Origin of the sequence: Aeromonas sp. 600479, from assembly GCF_049175515.1 — a bacterium.
Lineage (GTDB): Bacteria > Pseudomonadota > Gammaproteobacteria > Enterobacterales > Aeromonadaceae > Aeromonas > Aeromonas veronii_A.
The window spans coordinates 15,131-36,715 of sequence record NZ_JAAKVF010000022.1; the positions used below are offsets into that span (position 1 = coordinate 15,131).

Annotated in this window: 17 protein-coding genes and 1 tRNA gene; 12 read left to right on the forward strand and 6 right to left on the reverse strand. The window is 59.2% G+C overall.

The features are described from left to right. Positions 1–41 precede the first annotated feature (41 nt). Entirely contained in the window at positions 42–917 is an 876-nt protein-coding gene (locus tag G5149_RS18710; RefSeq protein ID WP_180342922.1) for a 6-pyruvoyl trahydropterin synthase family protein, read from the reverse strand. A gap of 80 nt (positions 918–997) precedes the next feature. On the opposite strand from G5149_RS18710, the gene G5149_RS18715 reads away from it, so the two are divergent. The 5 genes from G5149_RS18715 to G5149_RS18735 all read left to right on the forward strand — a co-directional run bounded on the left by G5149_RS18715 (position 998) and on the right by G5149_RS18735 (position 6,366). After that, a complete protein-coding gene (locus G5149_RS18715; RefSeq protein WP_421213325.1) occupies positions 998–2,341 on the forward strand; it encodes a dihydroorotase in 1,344 nt (447 codons plus the stop codon). Positions 2,342–2,453: 112 nt separating this feature from the next. Next, positions 2,454–2,530: transfer RNA gene (locus G5149_RS18720), tRNA-Pro, on the forward strand. Between the two features lie 216 nt (positions 2,531–2,746). Further along, positions 2,747–3,178 carry a CC0125/CC1285 family lipoprotein gene (locus tag G5149_RS18725; RefSeq protein WP_421213355.1) on the forward strand — a complete coding sequence of 144 codons (432 nt, stop codon included), beginning with the start codon at positions 2,747–2,749 and terminating at the stop codon, positions 3,176–3,178. Positions 3,179–3,382: 204 nt separating this feature from the next. Beyond that, positions 3,383–4,642, forward strand: a complete 1,260-nt coding sequence (locus tag G5149_RS18730; protein ID WP_421202613.1) for a dicarboxylate/amino acid:cation symporter — start codon at positions 3,383–3,385, stop codon at positions 4,640–4,642. Between the two features lie 104 nt (positions 4,643–4,746). Beyond that, positions 4,747–6,366: a methyl-accepting chemotaxis protein gene (locus G5149_RS18735; protein ID WP_421213327.1), complete on the forward strand. Its 1,620-nt coding sequence runs from the start codon at positions 4,747–4,749 to the stop codon at positions 6,364–6,366. 67 nt (positions 6,367–6,433) lie between these two features. Here the strand turns inward: G5149_RS18735 and G5149_RS18740 are convergent, their stop codons facing one another. Continuing rightward, a complete protein-coding gene (locus tag G5149_RS18740) occupies positions 6,434–7,036 on the reverse strand; it encodes a DUF924 family protein (RefSeq protein WP_421213329.1) in 603 nt (200 codons plus the stop codon). Positions 7,037–7,286: 250 nt separating this feature from the next. Here G5149_RS18740 and G5149_RS18745 point away from each other — a divergent pair, with 250 nt between their 5' ends. The 3 genes from G5149_RS18745 to G5149_RS18755 all read left to right on the forward strand — a co-directional run bounded on the left by G5149_RS18745 (position 7,287) and on the right by G5149_RS18755 (position 10,269). Beyond that, positions 7,287–7,427: a hypothetical protein gene (locus tag G5149_RS18745; RefSeq protein WP_021231002.1), complete on the forward strand. Its 141-nt coding sequence runs from the start codon at positions 7,287–7,289 to the stop codon at positions 7,425–7,427. A 1-nt stretch (position 7,428) separates the two neighbouring features. After that, complete coding sequence (locus tag G5149_RS18750; RefSeq protein ID WP_421213330.1) at positions 7,429–8,349, forward strand: DUF808 domain-containing protein; 921 nt, start codon at positions 7,429–7,431, stop codon at positions 8,347–8,349. Between the two features lie 123 nt (positions 8,350–8,472). After that, entirely contained in the window at positions 8,473–10,269 is a 1,797-nt protein-coding gene (locus G5149_RS18755; RefSeq protein ID WP_421213332.1) for a M3 family oligoendopeptidase, read from the forward strand. 63 nt (positions 10,270–10,332) lie between these two features. On the opposite strand, the gene G5149_RS18760 is transcribed toward G5149_RS18755, so the two are convergent. Further along, a complete protein-coding gene (locus G5149_RS18760) occupies positions 10,333–11,739 on the reverse strand; it encodes a nucleobase:cation symporter-2 family protein (RefSeq protein ID WP_069527695.1) in 1,407 nt (468 codons plus the stop codon). A 505-nt stretch (positions 11,740–12,244) separates the two neighbouring features. Between G5149_RS18760 and ycfP the strand changes: the two genes are divergently transcribed. Next, complete coding sequence (gene ycfP / locus G5149_RS18765) at positions 12,245–12,784, forward strand: alpha/beta hydrolase YcfP (protein WP_005334000.1); 540 nt, start codon at positions 12,245–12,247, stop codon at positions 12,782–12,784. Positions 12,785–12,858: 74 nt separating this feature from the next. Beyond that, positions 12,859–14,151, forward strand: coding sequence for an NAD(P)/FAD-dependent oxidoreductase (locus G5149_RS18770; protein WP_421173037.1), 1,293 nt, complete (start codon positions 12,859–12,861; stop codon positions 14,149–14,151). 84 nt (positions 14,152–14,235) lie between these two features. Here G5149_RS18770 and G5149_RS18775 read toward each other — a convergent pair whose 3' ends face one another. The 3 genes from G5149_RS18775 to G5149_RS18785 all read right to left on the reverse strand — a co-directional run bounded on the left by G5149_RS18775 (position 14,236) and on the right by G5149_RS18785 (position 18,764). Beyond that, a complete protein-coding gene (locus G5149_RS18775) occupies positions 14,236–14,877 on the reverse strand; it encodes an energy-coupling factor ABC transporter permease (protein WP_257699128.1) in 642 nt (213 codons plus the stop codon). Positions 14,878–14,964: 87 nt separating this feature from the next. After that, positions 14,965–15,762, reverse strand: a complete 798-nt coding sequence (gene pflA / locus G5149_RS18780) for a pyruvate formate lyase 1-activating protein (protein ID WP_005333994.1) — start codon at positions 15,760–15,762, stop codon at positions 14,965–14,967. A 65-nt stretch (positions 15,763–15,827) separates the two neighbouring features. Continuing rightward, positions 15,828–18,764 carry an EAL domain-containing protein gene (locus G5149_RS18785; protein ID WP_421213334.1) on the reverse strand — a complete coding sequence of 979 codons (2,937 nt, stop codon included), beginning with the start codon at positions 18,762–18,764 and terminating at the stop codon, positions 15,828–15,830. A gap of 135 nt (positions 18,765–18,899) precedes the next feature. Between G5149_RS18785 and G5149_RS18790 the strand changes: the two genes are divergently transcribed. Together G5149_RS18790 and G5149_RS18795 are read left to right on the forward strand one after the other, a co-directional pair. Further along, positions 18,900–20,588, forward strand: coding sequence for an FAD-dependent oxidoreductase (locus tag G5149_RS18790; RefSeq protein ID WP_005344666.1), 1,689 nt, complete (start codon positions 18,900–18,902; stop codon positions 20,586–20,588). A 216-nt stretch (positions 20,589–20,804) separates the two neighbouring features. Continuing rightward, the gene (locus tag G5149_RS18795) at positions 20,805–21,464 is read left to right on the forward strand and encodes a DedA family protein (protein WP_203116331.1); all 660 of its coding nucleotides are present in this window, start codon (positions 20,805–20,807) and stop codon (positions 21,462–21,464) included. The last annotated feature ends 121 nt before the right edge of the window (positions 21,465–21,585 follow it).

Sequence of the window (21,585 nt, forward strand, 5' to 3'; positions counted from 1 at the left end):
AGATGCGGGGCCTTCTCTTTATTGCTGCAGCGACAAGGGGATCAGGCGTAGGCAATCGCACCCTTGCCGACCCCTTCATAGGCGACAATCTTGACGAACTTGTCGCCCACTATATTCTTCACTTCGCGAGCAATGTAGCAGGCCAGCAGCTCGACCGTGGTGTCGGTGTCGATCATCTCCACCTCGGCGGTGGGGATGGCCAGCTGGAACAGCCCTTGCGGCGCCATATATTTGAAGCCGCAGTGATGCTCGCCAAGCTGGGCATTGGCGCGAGGGCTCAAAGCGAGCTCGGTCAGCGCCACCTTGTCCTCCTCGGTGCCGAGGTAGATATCGCCCCAGCGCTCGGCCCAGTTGAGCTCAAGCTCCTGGTCGCGCTCGCCATCGATGTGGATCTCGATGGGAGAGCGGTGGCCGTGGGCGATGCGCTGGCAGTTGCCATCGTGCTTTTTCAGGCCGTGGCTGTAGTGGTAGAAGGCACCGGTGATCGCCTCCTGACGCAGGGTCAGCGACAGATCCTTGATGTTGCCCGGCAGCCGTTTGGCCAGCACCGCCAGCAGGTAGCGGGTCACCGACTCTTTATCAACTTGCGGGGCAGGGATAAAGGCAAAGCCCTGGGATGGGCAGCGCAGATGGATGGAGCGACCCGGGCGCAGCAGATCCACTGTGCTTTCGTCACCATCCAGTGTCTCGACGTGGATCAGCGGGCACTCGGTCGGCACCAGCAGCTTGTGGTCCACCTCTTCATCGATGATCGACTTGATCAGCTTCTTTACCCGGCCAAAGTCCAGCAGCATGCTCATTTCGTTGAGCTCACCGCTCATTTCGATATCTACCAGCCAGCTCTCGCCCACCATGCCGCGGCGTTCGCAGAGGTAGCTGGAGTCGATCACGGTCAAATCTCTTACAAATAACTTCATCAGTCAGGCCTTGCTACAGAGAAAGGGCAGTTTTGCGCTATTATGACCCGCGATTATCGGCAAAGGAACTGGAACCCCCCATGAACAAACTGCTTATCAAGAATGCCACCCTGGTCAACGAAGGCCGCATCTATGCCTCCGATGTGTTGATCGAGGGGGAACGGATTGCCCGCATTGCCCCGGATATCGAGGCGCCCGATGCGCTGGTTATCGATGCCGCAGGTCGTCATCTCATCCCCGGAATGATCGATGATCAGGTCCACTTCCGGGAGCCGGGATTGACCCACAAGGGGACTATCGCCAGCGAATCCCGCGCCGCCGTCGCCGGTGGCACCACCAGTTTCATGGAAATGCCCAACGTCAATCCCCAGACCACCACCCTCGAAGCCCTCGAAGCGAAATACCAGATCGCCGCCAACTCCTCCGTCGCCAACTACAGCTTCTATCTTGGCGCCACCAACGACAACCTTGAAGAGATCAAGCGTCTCGACCCCAAGCAGTCCTGCGGGGTCAAGGTGTTTATGGGCTCCTCGACCGGCAACATGCTGGTGGACAATCAGGAGACCCTGGCGGCCATCTTCCGCGAAAGTCCGGTGATGATCGTCACCCACTGCGAAGACACCCCGACCATCGCCAAGGCGGAAGAGGCGGCGCGGGCCAAGTGGGGCGAGAATGTGCCGATGGGGGAGCACGGCCGCATTCGCAGTGACGAAGCGTGCTACAAATCCTCCTGCATGGCGGTGGCGCTGGCGAAAAAATACGGTGCCAAGCTGCATGTGCTGCATCTGACCTCGGCCAAGGAGCTGTCGCTGTTTACCGCCAGCCACGACCTGAGCGAGCTGAAGGACAAGAACATCACCGCCGAGGTGTGCGTTCACCACCTCTTCTTCAATGATGCCGATTACGAGACCCAGGGCAGCCTGATCAAGTGCAACCCTGCGGTGAAGAGTGCTGCCGACCAGCAGGCACTGCTGGATGCGGTACGCAACGACGTGCTCGACATCATCGCCACCGACCACGCGCCCCACACCTGGGAAGAGAAGCAGAACAGCTACTTCAAGGCGCCGTCCGGTGTGCCGCTGGTGCAGCACTCTTTGCAGGCGCTGCTGGAGCTCTACCACAATGGCGTGTTTACCCTGGAGACCATCGTCAAGAAGACCTCCCACGCGGTAGCCGAGCGCTTCCAGGTGCAGGATCGCGGTTATATCCGCGAGGGGTATTTCGCCGATCTGGTGCTGCTGGATCTGGGCAAGCCCTATGTGGTCAACGATGACAACATCCTCTACCACTGTGGCTGGTCGCCCTTCAACGGCTACCGCTTCCACAGCACGGTGGAGATGACGCTGGTGAACGGCCAGATCGCCTGGCAAAACGGGCAGGTGACTGACCAGATCCTGGGCAAGCGGCTGACCTTTAACCGCTGATTGTTCGCAAAGCAGGCGAACGCACCGTGGCCGAGGAATTGACGGCGTTTCCCTGTTGACAGGGCAGGGTCATCTCCATAAACTCTGCCCCCGTCAGCCGAGCTGACTCCGTCGGTGTGTAGCGCAGCCAGGTAGCGCATCTGCATGGGGTGTAGAGGGTCGGAGGTTCGAATCCTCTCACACCGACCAAATTCCCCGGTAAAGGCCTTGTCAAACGACAAGGCCTTTTCTTTTGCCTGCGATTCGCCGCACAGGCGTGAAGCCAGTGGTGATGCGTGCCGGTCGCTGTTGGCGCGAGCGGATTGTGCAGCCACCGCGCTTTATGGTGTAGTAACAACACTGTTGCTCATTTGCCTGGCGAGGCCTCTCGTGTCTGCATCCGTATCTAAACCCTGTTGTCTGCTGATGCTCACCCTGCTGCTGGTGGGCTGCGCCACCCCTTACGAGAGTGAAAAGTCATTCTGGAATGGCCAGACCGGTTTCTCCCAGACCCGCCTTGGCCCGGACAAGTGGCAACTGGAGTTTGTCGGCAACGATCTGGTGGACAGGGAGACTGCCCGCAAATATGTGCTCAAGCGGGCAGGGGAGCTGGCACTGGCAGAGGGTTACTCCTGGCTCAAGGTCGATGAGCTGACCATTAACCGCGATGCCGTCAGGGTGACCCCATCACGGCCGATCTTCGGCTTTGACGAGGATGAGCCGGAGCTCTTTATGGCCCAGATGCAGGTGCAGCACACCATCTCGGCGCTGCTTACTTTTCGCCTGTTGCCACGGGCACTCGATGAGCGAACTCTGAATGCGAAAGATCTCGCCAAAATCAAAATAAGCAGCGATTAATATTGGTGGTTTGCAAGATCTATATCACATACACCTAATGGCAGGATAAAATTCTGGATAAAGCCTCTAGATTTACCCCCTGCTTTTAGGCATTCTCCCAGCATACCAGCCGCCAGGAATCAACGGCTCGGATCACAAAAACGGACTGTAGTGGCTCCCATGCCACCGTTTACGGCTTGCACCAATCAAAACCGGGACTCCCCCATGAAAATGAATAAACTGACGGTCGCCATCCTCATCTCCATGATGTTTGGCATCCTCACCGGCCAGGGCTATCGCATGTTTGCCGCAGATCAGGCTGCGGATTTTGCCAATAACATCACGATCCTGACCGATATCTTCCTGCGACTGATCAAGATGATCATCGCTCCCCTGGTCTTCACCACCCTGGTGGTCGGTATCGCCAAGATGGGCGACACCCGCACCGTGGGGCGTATCGGTGCCAAGACCCTCGGCTGGTTTATGCTGGCCTCCCTGATGTCCCTGAGCCTGGGTCTGGTGATGGTGACCCTGATGCAGCCGGGTGTGGGGCTTTCGCTCTCCCTGCCCAATGATACCGCCAGCTCGGGCATTGCTGCAGGTGCCATTACCCTGAAAGATTTCGTGACCCACGCCATCCCCAAAAGCGTGGTAGAGGCGATGGCCACCAACGAGATCCTGCAGATTGTGGTGTTCTCCCTCTTCTTCGGTCTGGCTGCCGCTGCGCTCGGCGATCTGGCCAAGCCGGTAGTAGTGCTGATGGCCAGCGCCGCCGAGATCATGCTGAAAGTGACCGGCTACGTGATGAACTTTGCGCCGTTCGCGGTATTTGGCGCCATCGCCGCCATGGTAGCCAAAGAGGGGTTGGGTATTCTGGTTACCTACGGCAGCTTTATGGCCCAGTTCTATATCGCGCTGGCCTGCCTCTGGCTGCTGCTGATCGCCATGGGCAGCGTTTTCCTGCGTGGTCGCGTCATCAAACTGTTGGCGATGATCCGCGAACCCATCCTGCTCGCTTTCTCGACCGCCAGCTCCGAAGCCGCCTATCCGAAGACCCTGGATCGTCTGGAGAAGTTCGGTTGTGACAAGCGCATCGCCAGCTTCGTGCTGCCGATGGGGTACTCCTTCAACCTCGATGGCTCCATGATGTACTGCACCTTCGCGGTGATGTTCATCGCCCAGGCGTATGGCATCGAGCTCTCCATGGCCCAGCAGATCACCATGCTGTTGCTGCTGATGGTCACCTCCAAGGGGATGGCCGGGGTACCGCGTGCCTCTCTGGTGGTGATTGCCGCGACCCTGAACCAGTTCCATATTCCGGAAGCTGGCATCCTGCTGCTGCTGGGGATCGACCATTTCCTCGATATGGGCCGCTCTGCCACCAACGTGCTGGGCAACGCCATCGCCGCCAGCGTGGTTGCCAAGACCGAAGACAGCTTGGGTGACACCGTCGCGCTGGGCGAGAGTGAGCCAGCCAAAGCCTGATCACAACGCCATGAAAAATAAACAACAACGGCCCGCTAAAGCGGGCCGTTGTTGTTTATGGCTCGTCTACACTGCTAGATAGTTTCCATCTGGAGTGTACGGTTATGAATATTGCTCGTCGACTGCAACTGATCGCGCTGCTGGTGATTCTGACGCTCATTTTTCTCAGTTGGTTCAGTATCAATCGCCTTGGGGCAGGCAACCGTGATTTGAGCTATGTGACGGACAATACGGTGCCGAGTATTTCCCTTATCAAGGAAGTCCAGGCCGATTTCTATGAGCTGCATTCGCATGTGCAGACTCATATCCTCAACACTGACAATAGCAAGATGCAGCAGATCGAAACGAATATTGCAGATATGCGTAAACAGATCAGCTCACTGTTGGATAAATACAAAAGCGATATGCTATCCAATGATGAAGATCGGCGCCTGACTGACGATGATCAACGCATTATTGCGCAATACTATCAGGCGATAGACAAGGTTCTGCTGCTTTCCAGCCAAAACAAGAATGATGAGGCAAGAGACGAGCTAGCAACGGAAGCCTCCAGACTGTTTGAAGAATTTGCCAAGGCAATCGAGCTTCACGTCAACTTCAATATGGATTTGGGACTGGCGCTCAAGAAGCAGGGCCAGGAGAACTACGACAACAGCCTGCAAACCCTGTTGCTTATCGCCGGTGGTGCCACCGTACTGACGATGGGGCTGTTTGTCTGGTTGTTCAATCAGGTGGCCAATCCCCTTCGCACCGCCATGGATACCCTGACCCGGATCCAGCGCGACCTCAACTTTACCCTCAGAGCGGATGTGAAACAGCAGGATGAGATTGGTCTGACCCTCAATGCGGTCAACCGGTTGCTCGATACGCTGCAACAGACATTTACCGAATTTTCCGTCGGCAGCTTGCAGATCAAGAGCACTGCCGAATCCCTCTCTCAAGCGGCGCAGCACCTCGCCAGCTCGGCCAGTCAGGCCAATGATGCTACCAGTCTGATCGCCGCCGGTGTGGAAGAGATGACTGTCAGCATCACAGATATCTCCCAGCGTACCCAGGAGACGAGCCGTATCACCAATGAGTCAGGGCAGCTGGCTAGCGAAGGAAGCAGAACCATAGATCGTACCGTTCATGCCATCAACGAGATCGCCGACTCCATTCGGCAGGCCTCGGCCGAGGTCATTGCGCTGGGTGAGGGCATTTCGCGCATTGGCGGTGTGGTCAACGTGATCCGTGATGTGGCGGGGCAGACCAACTTGCTGGCCTTGAACGCGGCCATTGAGGCGGCGAGGGCCGGGGAGTCCGGCCGTGGCTTTGCGGTGGTGGCAGATGAAGTGCGCAAACTGGCTGAGCGCACAGCCCAATCCACTCAGGAGATATCTGCCACTGTAGAGGCGATCCAGCAGGAGTCGAACAATACGGTCTCCCGCATGCATCTGGTGGAGGAGAAGGTGAGCCAGGGGGTCAACATGGCTACCGAGAGTGGCGCCATTATTGCCGAAATCCGCAGTGCGTCGCACCGGGTGATGGAGCAGGTGGGCGAGATCACCAATGCCATCCGCGAGCAGAGTTCGGCCGCCGAGTCGATCGCTCATCAGGTAGAGCAGATTGCTCAGGTCGTGCAGCAAACCAGCAGCACAGCGGAGGAGACCTCAGCCGCAGCCGAGGAGCTCAATGTCACCACCGAGAGCATCCACCAGCAGATATCCCGCTATCGCATTCAGTAACGCCGAGAGTTGTTATCCATACGCTATCCCCGCCAGCCAGCTGGCGGGGATTTTTTATATGGCCTGCTTAGAAGCCTGAGCCCGGTTGCTGCAAAAATGTCGCCTCTTCCGGTGTGCTGGTGCGACCCAGAATGTCGTTGCGGTGGGGGAAGCGGCCAAAGCGTTCGATGATCACCTGATGGCGGCGGGCAAAGTCGGCAAATCCGGCAAAGGTCGCCTGCGCCGGTGTGCCAGCTTGCTCGGCAGCCAGTGCCTCGAACAGCGCCACACTTCTGGCCTGTTGTTCGCGGGATTCGGCATGCTCCAGCGGCAGATAGAAGAAGACCCGCTCCAGTGGTGAGAGGGATTTGTCCGCCCCGATGGACAGCCCTTTCAGGCAGAGATCCCGTGCCAGCGGATCCCGGGCAAAGGCTGCAGGCGTGCCGCGATGGATATTGCGGGGCAACTGGTCGAGCAGCAGGATCAGCGCCAGCCGACCGCTGGGGAGATCGGCCCAGTGGGCGAGACTGCCCTTGGCTGCGGCCTCTGCCAGCTCGCCAAAGCGGCTGGCCAGCAGGGCATCCGTTTCGCTGCTTTTTCCCCACCAGAGCGGGGCTTGCCGTGTGGCCCGCAGGACGTCATCGGCTTCGTTGCCAAACCAGAGAGCGAGCAGAGATTGCCAGGGTTGCATGGGAACTCCTTGAGGTGATTCAGAGGGAACCAGGAACAAATGGCTCAGGGGTGCTGCCGAAACGGCGGCTTCTCGTTACACTGTGCCATCTTTTGCCCGAAAGACGTAACCCCCGATGGTGAGCGCCGGATTCTTGGCGCGGCCGATGATGGCCTGCGATCGCCATGAGGTGGTCCTGTTGACCCTGGTGGTTATCGGGACGTACACCTCTCTCCCGGGGTTGTTCTCACTGATATAAGGAAGCTTTGATATGGCCGGAACCAGTTTGTTGGCCCTGCTCGATGATATCGCCAGCGTGCTTGATGACGTGGCGCTGATGACCAAGGTCGTGGTGAACAAGCGCGAGACATTTTTCGGGAAGACGTTTCTCACTGATATAAGGGATCTTTGATATGGCTGGAACCAGTTTGTTGGCCCTGCTCGACGATATCGCCAGCGTGCTTGATGACGTGGCGCTGATGACCAAGATGGCGGCGAAGAAGACCGCCGGGGTATTGGGGGATGATCTGGCCCTCAACGCGGAGCAGGTTTCCGGAGTGCGTGCCGAGCGGGAGCTGCCGGTGGTGTGGGCGGTGGCCAAAGGCTCATTTCGCAACAAGCTGATTCTGGTGCCCGCCGCCATCGCCATCAGTGCCCTGGTGCCCTGGCTTATCACGCCACTCTTGATGCTGGGAGGCGCCTACCTCTGCTTTGAGGGGGCCGAGAAGCTGGCCCACAAGTTCCTGCCTCATGAAGTGAGCGAAGGTGAGGCACACACAGCTCCTATTCCCGATGATCTGGTCGCCTTCGAGCAGCAGAAGGTAAAAGGGGCGATCCGCACCGATTTTATTCTCTCTGCCGAGATCATCGTCATCGCTCTTGGCACGGTACAGGGAGCAAGCCTCGCGCTGCAGCTCTCGGTAGTGGCGGGCATCGCCCTGCTGATGACCATCGGGGTCTACGGGTTGGTGGGGCTGATCGTCAAGCTCGATGACATCGGTCTGCATCTGCTGCAAAAGCCCGATGGCAGCGCCCTGCGCCGCGCGGTGGGGCAGGGACTGCTGGTGACGGCTCCTCGTCTGATGCACCTGCTGGCACTGGTCGGCACCATCGCCATGTTTATGGTGGGCGGTGGCATTCTGGTGCATGGCTGGCCTTTTGCCCATCACCTGATTGAAGGTACAGCCGCTGTTGTCGCCACCCTGCCCACAGTGGGGGCCGTACTGGCGGCGGTGATGCCGACGCTGCTCAACGCCGTGGCCGGTGTGGTGGCGGGTCTGCTGCTGGTTGCCGTGATGACGCTGGTGAGCCGTCTTGCCCCGGCCAAGGGATAAGCGAGCTTGCGGGCCATTGTCTCTTTTTTCCTCTCTTCATTTTTTGGCCTTCGGGTTGCCCGGTCTCTGACTTGCTGCCCGCAGGTCTGCTGCGCCTCCCGATAAAGGTCTTTGCGAGAAGTTATGTATCAACAACAGTGGAATAACGACCATATCTACCCGGGCCTCGACAGCCCCGAGCTGGAAGCGGACATGCGCGCCGCCCGCCACGCGCTGGAAGAGCTGGCCAGCTATATGGCAGGCCTGGACGGGGTGCGCGACTATGACGCTGCGCTGCAGGATTTCTTGCGGGAAGTGCGGCTGCGCGCCCGCGATATTCGCCATATCGGCTGGAACGTCGCCATTCTGGCCGCGTGCCGCGGCAGTCAGGATGCGCGGGATCCGCAGGCCAAACAGCTGGCGTCCCGTGCCCGCGCCCTTAACGCCGATCTGTTCAAGACCCTGGCGCCGGTGGAAGATCTGATGCTGGCGCTGCCGGAAGTTGAATTTGCCGCGCTGATGAGTGATCCGCTGCTCGGCGAGGAGGCGTACCGCTTGGGCCATGAGCGTCGTTTGCAGGATCAGCGCTTGCCGGTGGCGGCGGAGCAGCTGGTGATTGGTCTGGGCACCGATGGTCTGCACGCCTGGGGCAACCTCTATAACGATCTGGTGGGCAAGATCCGCTTGACCATTGATGGCCGCGAGATGGGGCTGGCCGAGGCGAGCAATCTGCTCTCCAGCCCGATACGTGCGCTGCGTTTAGAAGCCTTTGATGCCATCAGTGCTGGCTGGGAGGGAGAGCAGGAGACGGTGGCCGCCATCCTCAATGCCCTCAACGGCTGGCGGCTGGAGCTGGCCCGCCAGCGTGGCAACACCCGGTTGCTCGATGCGCTGGATCTCTCCTGCCACCAGAGCCATATCGAGCGTGCCACCCTCGATGCCCTGATGAGCGAAACCTGGCGAGCCCGTGGGTTGGGCCAGCGCGCCCTAGAGCTGATGGCCGAGCGCCTTGGTCTCGACGATCTGGGGCCGGAGGATCTCTTTGCGCCGCCGCCAGCTGCCAGCAGCCGCGACATTCCTTTTGATGAGGCGATCGAGTTGATTGCCGATGCCTTTAGCCGTTTCGATCCCGAGATGGGGGCGTTTGCCCGCATGATGGCCGAGAAGGGGTGGATTGATGCGGCGCCCACGCCAAATCGCCGCACCGGCGCCTACTGCACCAAGTTTGCAGAACCGGTCGAACCGCGGGTCTTCGTCACCTATGCCGGCACCATGGATAACGTCATCACTCTGGCCCATGAGCTGGGCCACGCCTGGCACAACTGGGTCATTCGCGATCTGCCGATGAGCCAGCGCAGCTATCCCATGACGCTGGCCGAAACGGCCTCCATCTTTGCCGAGACTCTGGTGCGCAGCGCCCTGTTCGAGCAGGCAGAAAGTCCCGAAGAGCAGTTGGCGATCGCCTGGGCCGAAGCCGACGGTGCGGCCACCTTCCTGGTCAATATCCCGGCTCGCTTCGATTTCGAGCAGGCCTTGGTGGCCGAGCGGGCGCAGGGTTATGTATCCGCAGAGCGACTCAAAGCGTTGACCGACGAGGCGTGGGGACGCTGGTATGAGGGGAGCCTGACCCGCTATCACCCCATGTTCTGGGCGGCCAAGGCGCACTTCTCCATCGCCGGGCTGGGCTTTTACAACTATCCCTATCTGTTCGGTTATCTGTTCAGCCTCGGGGTCTATCAGCAGTTGATGAGCCGCAAGGCGGCGGGGGAAGAGGGCATTGCCGAAGCCTATCGCGCCTTGTTGCGCGATACCGGCCGGATGAGCGCCGAAGATCTGGTAGCCAAGCATTTGGGGCAGGATATCCGTGAGGCCGCCTTCTGGCAGGGGAGTCTGGCACAGGTAGCGCATGCGGTTGAGCGCTTCGCGCAGTTGCCTGCCTGATTGGGTCTGCGGTGATATGAACAACAGGCCTCCGGACAGTCTCGCTGTCCGGAGGCCTGTTTGTTATGCCTGCTTTTGTTGCGGTTTGATGGGGCCAACGAACAGGGGGCGGGTCTGGTGAGTCAGATCCGGCTGATAGCCGTTGAAGAAGAGGTTGAGCAGCACCGAACTGATGGTGGCCAGCAGGATACCGCTATGAAAAAGCGGTTGTAGCTGCGCCGGAAGCTGCTGGAAAAAATTCCCGGAGACCGTCGGGATCATGCCAATTCCGAGACTGATGGCGACGATATAGAGGTTGTGGCGGTTGCTGTTGTAATCGGTGCGCGCCAGGATGCGGATCCCGGTTGCCAGCACCATACCGAACATGACGATACCGGCGCCCCCCAGTACGAAGGGCGGGATGGAGGCGACTAGCACCGACATCTTGGGGATGAGGCCAAAGGCGAGCAGTATCCCCCCCGACATCACACAGACCCAGCGACTAGATACTCCGGTCACGCTCACCAGACCGATATTCTGGGAGAAGGAGGTGTGGGGGAAGCTGTTGAATATCCCACCAATAATGGTGCCGATGCCATCCACCCGCAGCCCGCGCACGATATCACCGCGCCTGGCCGGATGGCCGACGATGTCGCCAAGGGCCAGAAACATCCCCATCGATTCGATAAAGGTGATGAGCATGATCACCGTCAGGGTGGCGATGGAGATGGGATCGAAGGTGGGCCAGCCGAAGGCGAAGGGCACTATGGGGGCAAACCAGGCTGCCTCGCCGAGGCCATCGAGGCTCACTTCGCCCATGGCGATGGCCACCACGAAACCGAAGATGATCCCGAGCAGCACCGAGATATTGCTGAAAAAGCCCTTGGTGAAGCGGGTCACCAACAGGATAAAGACGAGCACCAGGAAGCTGGTGCCGATATAGCGCAGGCTGCCATATTCCGGATTACCCTTGCCCCCCGCCATCCAGTCGATCCCCACCTGCATAATGCTGATCCCGATGGAGGTGATAACCACTCCGGTCACTACGGTGGGGAAGAGCGGCATCAACCTACCTATCAGCGGCACCAGCAGGGTCGAGATGATACCGGCTGCAATGGTGGCGCCGAAGATGCCCGTCAGCCCCAGATCCGGGTTGGCTCCGATGGCCAGCATCGGCATCACGGCGGCAAAGGTGACCGACATGATGACCGGCAGCCGGATCCCGGCAAAGCGGCCAATCCCGACACATTGCAGCAGGGTGACGATGCCGCAGCAGAAGAGATCCGAACTGATAAGGTAGGAGATTTGATCCTTGGGCAGCCCCAGACTGCCGCCAATCACCAGCGGCACCGCCACGGCGCCGGCGTACATCACCAGCACATGTTGCAGGCCGAGGGTAAAGAGTTGGCCCATGGGGAGCATGCGCTCCACTTCATCCACCGGGCGCTTGCGCGCACCCGGTCGGGGGGAGGGGGGATTGGTCTCGTTCATGAACAGATCACTCCTTGAAGCCCGCGCAACTGCTGCAGGCAAGATAGTGAAAGCCGCAGCTTTCCCGGTCATTGATCTCGTGTATTGACAGAGGTGCCAGATCCCTCGGCAGTAGTGAGAGGGATCCGGTGCAGCACGGGTCAGTGCACAAAACATGCACAACGCCACTCACGAGAGAAAACGTTTGGCGATAACGCCTTGTTTTTGCGAAATGAGTCACATACCGGCCAGATAAGTGTCCGGCTGCTGGCAGGGGAAGGAGGTGAGGGCATCTCAGATTGGTAAGGGGTTTATCATTATTGGTCTGGCGATCTCACTTTGATAGCCAGGCACCAGAGCGTTGCTCGCAATGCTCCCCCCTGCATGTGACGGCGCTCGCGGGCTGCTGGGCGCAATCGGGGGCGGGGGCGTGATCCAAAGCAAGAAAGTTGGATGTTTTGGTGGCGCGCATGGCCGCCGCTGGGGTAGTTTCGATAAAACCGACACAGATCCTGAGGTCTTATCCATGATCATCTATCTGCATGGCTTTGATGCCACCAGCCCAGGCAATCACGAGAAAGTGCTGCAGTTGCAGTTTATTGATGATGATGTGCGTTTCGTGCACTACAGCACGGTTCACCCCCGTCATGATATGAGCCATCTGCTCAAGGAAGTGAAAAAACAGCTCGATATGAGTACCGATCCCAAACCGCTGATCTGCGGCGTGGGTCTTGGTGGCTACTGGAGCGAGCGGATCGGCTTTCTGTGCGGCATTCGCCAGGTGATCTTCAACCCCAACCTCCATCCTGAAGAGAACATGCAGGGCAAGATCGACCGGCCGGAAGAATATGACGATATTGGCACCAAGTGTGTAACTGAATTTCGTAAGAAAAATTCAGGAAACTGCCTGTGTATCCTTTCCGTTCAGGATGAAGTGCGCGATAATCGGGACACTGAACGTGAATTGAAGAACTATTACGACATCGTGTGGGATGAGCGCGAGACTCATAAGTTCAAAAATATCTCGCATCATCTGCAGCGGATGAAGGCCTTCAAAGAAGCCTGATCCATCACGTCGACCGATTTCGTTTTAGGGAGCCAATGGCTCCCTTTCGTTTTGAGGAACCGAGGAAAATCATCATGATGAATATTGTCGTTGTAGGCGGCGGCGCCGGTGGCCTGGAGCTGGCCACCAGTCTGGGTCGCAAGCTTGGCAAGAAGAACAAGGCCAAGATCACTCTGGTCGATCGCAACCGCACCCACCTGTGGAAACCCCTGCTGCACGAAGTGGCCACCGGCTCCATGGACGCGGGCATCGATGCCCTGAGCTACCAGTCTCACGCCAAGAACCACGGTTTCGACTTCCAGCTCGGCACCCTGACCGACATCAAGCGTGACGATAAACGCATCGTGCTGGCCCCGATCCACGACGACAATGGCGACATCGTGGTCAACGAGCGCGAACTGCCCTACGACTATCTGGTGATGGCCATCGGTTCTGTCTCCAACGACTTCAACACCAAGGGCATCAAGGATCACTGTATTTTCCTCGATAGCCCCTCCCAGGCGCACCGTTTCCACAACAGCATGATGAACCGCTTCCTGCAGTTCGCCACCGAATATAAGCCGGGCGACAAGGTTAAGATTGCCATCGTCGGCGGCGGCGCAACCGGCGTCGAGCTCTCTGCCGAGCTCTACAATGCGGTCGAGCAGCTCTACGCCTACGGCTTCAAGAACCTCACCACCGACAGCCTGAAGGTGACCCTGGTGGAAGCGGGCCCGCGCATTCTGCCGGCTCTGCCGGAGCGCATCAGCGGCGCCGCCCATCAGGAGCTGGTCAAGCTGGGTGTGGACGTGCGTACCGCCACCATGATCACCGAAGCGACCAGCGACGGTCTGCACACCAAGGATGGCGAGCTGATTGAAGCGGATCTGATGGTGTGGGCGGCCGGTATCAAGGCACCTGACTTTATGAAGGATATCGCTGGTCTTGAGACGAACCGCATCAACCAGCTGGTGGTGAAAGAGACCCTGCAGACTACCCGTGACGAGAGCATCTTCGTTATCGGTGACTGCGCTGCCTGCCCGCAGCCGGATGGCAAGTTTGTGCCGCCGCGCGCCCAGTCTGCCCACCAGATGGCCAGCCAGGCGTTCAAGAACATTCTGGCCAAGATGAACGGCGGCGAGATGAAGCCCTACCTCTACCACGACCACGGTTCGCTGGTCTCCCTCAGCCGCTTCTCCACCGTGGGCAGCCTGATGGGCAACCTGATGCGTGGATCCATGATGGTCGAGGGCTACATTGCCCGTCTGGTCTACATCTCCCTCTACCGGATGCACCAGATCGCCCTGCACGGCTATGTCAAGACCGGCCTCATCATGCTGGTAGGTCGCATCAACCGTGTGCTGCGTCCGACCCTGAAGCTGCACTAAGCCAAGGTTTGACAGAATTCGGAATACCAAAAGGAGAGGCGATGGCCTCTCCTTTTTTATGGGCGCAGATCAGGAAAGAGAGCGTTACTTGCCCAGATAGGTACGGTCGAAGAAGGTATTGACCCAGTGAGGGCGGTAGATGGCCAGCACCGTCATCGCCATGCCGTTGAGCAGGGCTTCGGGGAACAACAGCAGTGGCCAGATGGAGAGGTAATCCGCCGTGATGGTGTGCCAGGGGTAGCTGTCACTCAGCCCCATCAGCAACGCACTGGCGGCCACCTTGACCGAGATGGTGATGGCGCCGCCGAGAAAGGCGGCCACGAAGATATAGACAAAGAGATGGCGCGGCAGCCAGGCCCAGCTGGCCAGAAACAGCAGCCAGCTGGTGGCTACCGGCAGGGCGATGCCAACCAGTGCCTGCCAGCCAAAATCGGCCAGATTGGTGACACCGAAGTAACCGAGCACCAGCAGGGTCAGGCAGGGGGCGAGCAACGCCAGTCGCCAGCCCAGCAGCAGGGTGAGGGAGGTGAGCCCGAGAAAATGGACCTCCAGCCCCTCATGCAGACCGGCCCTTAGATACCAGAGCGGCACCAGCGCGATGGCACTCCCCAGCAGCAGGTGCTGATAGAGGGGGTTGTCATAGAGGGTTTGCCACAGGGAGCGGCGCAGGCTGAAGGCCAGCAGTACCAGCCAGATCAGGAGGGCGGCGAGTTGTCCTTCACTCATCTTGTCGTCCATTTATGCAGTAGAGTCCGGGCGGTCTTCCCGACCGCCCATAGCAGAGCAGGCTGACGAGTCAGCCTGCTTTTACCATCAATATTTGACGTTGTTGTGGTACTTGCCGAGGATGCCCTTGACCCGTTCCATGGTCTCCTTGCTGGGGGGCTTGATCCCGCTCAGCTCGTACGGATCGCCCAGCACGTCCCACTTGTGTTTGCCCAGCTCATGGTAGGGGAGCAGCTCCACCTTCTCCACGCTCTCGCCCAGCTCGGCGATGAACTGGCCCAGCCCTTCGGCGCTCTCGTCGTCGTCGCTCCAGGTCGGCACCACCACGTAGCGGATCCACATGGTCTTGCCTTTGGCCGCCAGATAGCGGGCAAACTCCAGGGTATATCTGTTGCTGACGTGGGTCAGCGGAATGTGTTTCTCGTCATTGATCTGTTTGATATCGAGCAGCACCAGATCGGTCTGGTCGAGCAGCTTGTCCACCTGTTCGTCGAGATGACGGACGAAGCCGTTGGTGTCGAGACAGGTGTGGATCCCTTTCTCTTTGCAGGCGGTAAAGAGTTCGGTAATGAAGGCCGGTTGCAGCATGGCTTCACCGCCGGACGCTGTCACGCCACCGCCGGAGGCATTCATGAAGTGGCGATAGCTGGTGATGTCACTCATCAACTCCGGTACGGTCACTTCGCGGCCACCTTCGGTATCCCAGGTATCGCGATTGTGGCAGTACTTGCAGCGCATCAGGCAGCCTTGCATGAATACGATAAAGCGTATTCCCGGGCCATCGACAGTGCCGCAGGTTTCGACCGAATGGATCCGGCCAACGGTGCCGTGAGCTCCGGCTGGCTGGCTGATTTCAACGGCAGGGATCCGATTAATGACAGACATAAACAACTCCAACGATTCGAGCAGGCCGTTATTTTATTACATAAACCCCTATTGATCCTACACCTTTAGTCCGCCGCCCGGCTGCCAAGCAGCTGCTCCAGCCCCTTGACGGTGAGCGGCCGACTGGTGAGATACCCTTGATAATGCTGGCATCCCAGTGCTTTGAGGATGGCCAGCTGCGCCTCCTCTTCCACCCCTTCGGCAGTGACGGTAAAGCGGAATACCTGGGCCAGATCGAGGATAGCCTTGACGATAGCCCTGTCCTGTTCGCTGTGCACCAGGGTCTGAATGAAGCTTCTGTCCAGCTTCACCTCATCGGCGGGCAGATCCCGCAGATAGGCCAGCGACGAGTAGCCGGTGCCGAAGTCGTCGATGGAGATGAGGATGCCCAGCTCCTTGAGCTGGCGCATTCTGGCAATACTCTCCTGCCGATTCTCCAAGACTACCGATTCGGTTACCTCCAGCAGCAGGCGGGAAGGGGGCACACCGGTGTCGCGCAGAATGTACTCCACTTGTTGTACGAAGCCCTGGGTGTGGAACTGGCGGGCACTGACGTTGACCGACAGATGGGGGATCTGCAGGCCACGGTTGAGCCAGAAGCTGTACTGGGCGCAGGCGGTCTTCATCACCCAGTAGCCGATCTCGAGGATCAGGCTGGTCTCTTCGGCGATGGGAATAAACTCCCCGGGTGGCACCATGGTGCCGTCGCTGCGCTGCCAGCGCAGCAGCGCCTCGATACCCGACAGTGAACCATTGTCGACCCGGTATTGTGGTTGATAATGCAGCTGCAGCTCGTGATGACGCAGGGCATCGCGCAGCTCATTGGTAAGGGTCAGGCGGTTCTTCTCCTGCTGGGCCATTGCCTCGGTAAAGAAGACGTAGTGGCCCTGACCGGCCCGCTTGGCCATGTGGGTGGCGGTGTCGGCCTGTTGCATCAGGGTGAGGTGATCCATTCCGTTACCGGAAAAGAGACTGATCCCCACCGAAGCGCTGCAGTGCAGCTTGTGATCGCCGATGTCGAACGGGGTGCGAAACAGCCCCATCAGCTCGCGGGCGAAGTGCTCTGCCAGTATTTTGGCTGTGACTTCCCCTTGTCCGAGCTGGGTAAAGAGCAGGGCAAATTCATCCCCAGAGATGCGCGCTTGTACCAGATTGTCCTGGGGCAGATCCCTGAAACGCTGTACCACGGCCTGCAGCAGTAGATCGCCGCAGGCGTGGCCGAGAGAGTCGTTGATCGACTTGAAGTTGTCCAGATCCACCAGCAGCAGGGCGCCCCATTGGCTGTTTGGCTCGCTCAGGGTCTGCTGCAGAATATGGTTGAGACTGCGTCGGTTGTGCAGGCCACAGAGATCGTCGTAATAGGCGAGCTGCTCGATGTGTCTGGCTGCTTCCTTCTCCCGGGTGATGTCGTAGAAGCTGCAGATAAAGTGGCTCAGTTCTCCCTGCTCATCCTTGACACCGTTCACCATCAAGCGCACCGGAAAGAGGTGCCCATCCTTGTGCAGACAGCGCTCTTCCCCGAGCCAGAACGCCTGCTCGTTGACGGCGCGACTGACATCCTCCTTGAGGTGATCACCGAAGTAGGTGGGGCGCAGCTTGCGAATGGAGTGGCCGAGCACCTCTACCTCGCCAAAGCCGGTGATCCGGCTGAAGGAGTGGTTGACCTTGAGGATGATGCCGTTGTGATCCATCACGATCAGTCCATCGTGGGTATTGAAGGCCACTTCCGCCAGCCGCAGGGCGTCGTCGGCGGCGAGGCGTTGCAGCTCGATGGCGGCCCGCTCGTGCTGGCTGCTCAACAGAGCCAGCAGGAGCTCGGGCTTTTTCAGCGGAGCGTCGAGCAGCAGGGTGATCTGCCCCATGACGGTACCGTGCTGGTCATGAAGCGGGATACCGATATAAATGTCGGCCTTGAGGGCCAGCAGCCGGGTTGCCTTGGGGTAACGCAGTGCCAGGTTTTCGACATAGATGGCCTGACCGTGCTGGAACAGCTCCAAAGCGGGACCTTGCTCTAGCTGGATGGGTTTGAGGGTGGAGAAGAGCTCCCCGTTAAATACGCAGCGGGGAATGATCCAGAGCTCCTGACCGCGGGGCTGGAACTCGCCGAGCCAGCCGGCGCGGGCACCACTAAGGCTCATGGCCCAGCGGATCAGCGTCTTGCAGTAACTCATACCGGTCAGTTGGCTTAGCTCGGCAGGCAAACTTGCTTCCCCCTCCTGCTCTTCGCACTGTGGTTGCCAGTGACCGAGCAGTTGGGCGCTGTTGCGCACCAGTTGCAACATCTCCTCGCTAAGGGGGGTGGGATCGAGATACTCCAGACTCAGCACCCCGAACAGCTTGTCCTGCTCCAGCAGGGCACCATCGAGGCGTGAGCGCACACCGGCACTGGTCAGATAGAGGTGATTGCTCAGCATTGGCTGGTGGGCCGCCTCCGAGAAACTCAACGCTTTGCGGGTGCGCAGGGCGCGGATATAGCGGCTGTCGCCGCGGATCGGATAAATGCTCTCTATGCCCAGGGTAAATACGGGGGTGAGCTGCTCGCTGCCGAGATCACCGTTGGCCTGATAGTGCCAGAGAATGAGCCGATCGGCCCCGAGACACTCTTTGAGGGTCTCAAGCAGGAGCGCATACTGTTGCTGGCTTGCCATCTGGCTGAGGCGCGGCAGTTGCAATGCCAGATCGGCGATGGGCTCCTGGCGAAGGTTCTGCAGACAGATGAGCCAGAAGCCATCCTGCTCGTGAGCGAGGGCGATATGCCACAACTGGCTGGCAAAGCGCACTGTGATCTTGCCGCCATGGCCGTTGGCCAGCAGTTGTTCGATGGGCAGGCGCAGGGCATCGGGTAGCTGGGCAGGCCAGGGGGCACGCGGTTCGTCGAGCCAGTAGAGCGGGGTTTGCATCACGTCGGTCAGGGCGACCAGCCGTTGACTGCGCAGATCCAGACGGAAAAAGAGCGGCGTCTGGAGGGCAGGAGGAAGATGACTGAGTGCGGTAGACGACATGAACAAACAACATCCTGTTAAGCAACCGTCGGGGTTGCAAGAATACTGCAAAATGGTGTGAAACAAAATTTCATTGAATTCTAAATTAGAAAAGTCTAATTTATTGCCCATTATCATGTATGAGGAGTCTTGCAGATGAAACGGATCCTGATTATCGGTGGTGTCGCGGGGGGCGCATCGGCGGCGGCTCGCGCTCGTCGTTTGAGTGAAGAGGCAGAGATCGTGATGTTCGAGCGGGGCGAGTTTGTCAGCTTCGCCAACTGCGGTCTGCCCTATCACATCGGGGGCGATATCCCCGACCGGGATGCCTTGCTGCTGCAGACTCCCCAGAGTTTCAAGCGCCGTTTCAACGTCGATGTGCGGGTCTTCCACGATGTGATTGAGATCGACAAGGCGGGCAAGACCTTGCTGGTGCGCAACCTGCAAACCGGTGAAGAGCAGCGCGAGCATTACGATGTGCTGCTGCTGAGCCCGGGCGCCGCGCCGATCCGTCCTCCCTTCCCCGGTATCGACAGCCCCCATGTTTATACCCTGCGCAACATCCCGGACATGGATCGCATTCTGGCGGCCCTGCACCACGATCAGCCGCGCCACGTCACTGTGGTGGGCGGCGGTTTTATCGGGCTGGAGATGATGGAGGCGCTGCACCAGCGCAAGCTGGATGTCACCCTGCTGGAGCTGGCCGATCAGGTGATGGCTCCGGTGGACAAGGAGATGGCCAACATGCTCCATGCCCGCATCCGGGAAGAGGGGATCGACCTGCGCCTGCGCACCGGCCTCACCGCCATCGAGAGTCTGGATCTGCCTGCCGAGAAGACCTCCGCCGTGCCGACCGCCAAAAGCGGTGGCCTGCGCCTGACCCTCAATGACGGTTCCCATCTTGATACCGGTCTCTTGATCCTCGCCATCGGCGTCAAGCCGGAAACTCTGCTCGCCGCCAAAGCGGGGCTGGAGCTGGGCCCACGGGGCGGCATCAAGGTGGATGCCGGGATGCGTACCTCGGATCCCTTTATCTACGCGGTGGGGGATGCGGTGGAAGAGATCGACTTCGTCACCGGCGAATCTGTGCTGATCCCGCTGGCGGGCCCGGCCAACCGGCAGGGGCGCATCGCCGCCGACAATATGCTGGGCCGAAGCGAAACCTACAAGAAGACGCAAGGGACCGCCATCTGCAAGCTGTTCGATCTGGCGGTGGCCAGCACGGGGCTGAACGAGAAGCGACTGGTGCAACTGGGATTGCCGTTCGAGAAGGTTTATGTCCACCCGGGCAGCCACGCCGGTTACTACCCCGGCGCCCATCCGGTCAGCCTCAAGCTGCTGTTTGCCCCGGATGGCAAGATTTACGGCGCCCAGGCCATCGGCAAGGATGGCATCGACAAGCGCATCGACGTGTTGGCGGTGGCACAGCGCGCCGGTCTCACCGTGTTTGATCTGCAGGATCTGGAGCTCACCTATGCGCCGCCGTTCGGGTCGGCCAAGGATGTGATCAACATGGCGGGCTTTGTGGCAAGCAACCACCTGAAGGGGGACACCCTGCTCTGCCACGTGGCCGAGGTGCAGGCTCGTAACCCCCATCAGCTGGTGGTGGATGTGCGCAATGGCCCGGAGCTCGACAAGCTGGGCCGCATTCCGGGGGCACTGCATATCCCCCTCGACGAGTTGCGTGGTCGCCTCCATGAGTTGCCCAAGGAGAAAGAGCTGCTGATCAGCTGTCAGGTCGGGCTGCGTGGTCACGTTGCTTGCCGCCTGCTGAGCCAGCACGGCTTCAAGGTGAAGAACCTCTCCGGCGGCTTTAAAACCTGGCAGATGGCCACCGCCGAGTAACCGTTTTATTTCTGTGCCTGTTTGCCCCTCTCCCTTGTGCGTGCAAGATGAGGGGCTTTTTGTTTCTGCTTTTCGCCCTTCTTGCATTCCCCCTCGTTGCTGCATTATTTCGACACACTTTATTTCCTGTGCCGGACAAAATTAACGTTTTGTTCAGGGGATGGGTGCTATAACCCCTGCCTCGTTCATGATGAACCGTGTAGTAGGGAGAGTGACATGCTGGATATGCTGATGGCCATTTGGCATCAGGATTTTGACGCCCTGGTTCAGATGCAGGCGGTACCCCTGCTGATCAGTTGCCTGATGCTGGTACTGCTGCTGGAGTCCGCATTCGTCTTTCTGCCCCTGCCGGGGGACAGCCTGGTACTGCTGGCCGGTGGGTTGGTGGGCATGGGGGTGTTTGGCCCCGAAGTGACCCTCTGTTTTCTGCCGCTGGCGGCGGGACTGGGATCTGTGCTGGCGTACTGGCAGGGACGGGCCCTGCAGCGCACCCGCTTTATGGATCATATCGAGCGGATGTTGCCTCCCGACAGCTTGCCCAAGGCGACCCGGCTACTGAAAAAGTACGGTTTTCTGGCGATGTTCTCCTCCCGTTTTATCCCGTTCGTGCGGGTGCTGACCCCCATGCTGATGGGGATTGGCCGCCTGAGCGTGCTGCGGATGTGCGTGGCCAGCTTTGCCAGTGCCTTTATGTGGGCGCTCTGCCTCAGTTTGGTGGGCAAGCTGGCGATGAATACCCCCTTCTTTCTCCACCACAGCGAACTGTTGACCCGGGCCCTGCTGATTACCTCGCTGGTGCTGTTTCTGGCGGCCGTCATGGCCATCCTGTTTCGCTGGTTCAAAGGTGGAGCAAAAAACGAGACCAGCCACGACTAGATGACAACCCTTGCCGCACTGGATCGGTGGGCAAGGGGGTTCTCGTGCTGCAGGGGCGCGGAATTGTGCCCATTCGGGTAATGAGCTTTGTGTCGGGTGAGCAGGATGCCTTATCCTGTTT

Bases quoted from the DNA above. Each gene is read 5' to 3' on its own strand.
- G5149_RS18790 (WP_005344666.1), top strand. From the start codon at position 18,900: ATGAAACGGATCCTGATTATCGGTGGTGTCGCGGGGGGCGCATCGGCG.
- G5149_RS18795 (WP_203116331.1), top strand. From the start codon at position 20,805: ATGCTGGATATGCTGATGGCCATTTGGCATCAGGATTTTGACGCCCTG.
- G5149_RS18770 (WP_421173037.1), top strand. From the start codon at position 12,859: ATGATGAATATTGTCGTTGTAGGCGGCGGCGCCGGTGGCCTGGAGCTG.
- pflA (WP_005333994.1), bottom strand. From the start codon at position 15,762: ATGTCTGTCATTAATCGGATCCCTGCCGTTGAAATCAGCCAGCCAGCC.
- G5149_RS18785 (WP_421213334.1), bottom strand. From the start codon at position 18,764: ATGTCGTCTACCGCACTCAGTCATCTTCCTCCTGCCCTCCAGACGCCG.
- G5149_RS18775 (WP_257699128.1), bottom strand. From the start codon at position 14,877: ATGAGTGAAGGACAACTCGCCGCCCTCCTGATCTGGCTGGTACTGCTG.
- G5149_RS18710 (WP_180342922.1), bottom strand. From the start codon at position 917: ATGAAGTTATTTGTAAGAGATTTGACCGTGATCGACTCCAGCTACCTC.
- G5149_RS18745 (WP_021231002.1), top strand. From the start codon at position 7,287: ATGGCCGGAACCAGTTTGTTGGCCCTGCTCGATGATATCGCCAGCGTG.
- G5149_RS18740 (WP_421213329.1), bottom strand. From the start codon at position 7,036: ATGCAACCCTGGCAATCTCTGCTCGCTCTCTGGTTTGGCAACGAAGCC.
- G5149_RS18730 (WP_421202613.1), top strand. From the start codon at position 3,383: ATGAAAATGAATAAACTGACGGTCGCCATCCTCATCTCCATGATGTTT.
- G5149_RS18755 (WP_421213332.1), top strand. From the start codon at position 8,473: ATGTATCAACAACAGTGGAATAACGACCATATCTACCCGGGCCTCGAC.
- G5149_RS18725 (WP_421213355.1), top strand. From the start codon at position 2,747: ATGCTCACCCTGCTGCTGGTGGGCTGCGCCACCCCTTACGAGAGTGAA.
- G5149_RS18715 (WP_421213325.1), top strand. From the start codon at position 998: ATGAACAAACTGCTTATCAAGAATGCCACCCTGGTCAACGAAGGCCGC.
- G5149_RS18750 (WP_421213330.1), top strand. From the start codon at position 7,429: ATGGCTGGAACCAGTTTGTTGGCCCTGCTCGACGATATCGCCAGCGTG.
- G5149_RS18735 (WP_421213327.1), top strand. From the start codon at position 4,747: ATGAATATTGCTCGTCGACTGCAACTGATCGCGCTGCTGGTGATTCTG.
- G5149_RS18760 (WP_069527695.1), bottom strand. From the start codon at position 11,739: ATGAACGAGACCAATCCCCCCTCCCCCCGACCGGGTGCGCGCAAGCGC.
- ycfP (WP_005334000.1), top strand. From the start codon at position 12,245: ATGATCATCTATCTGCATGGCTTTGATGCCACCAGCCCAGGCAATCAC.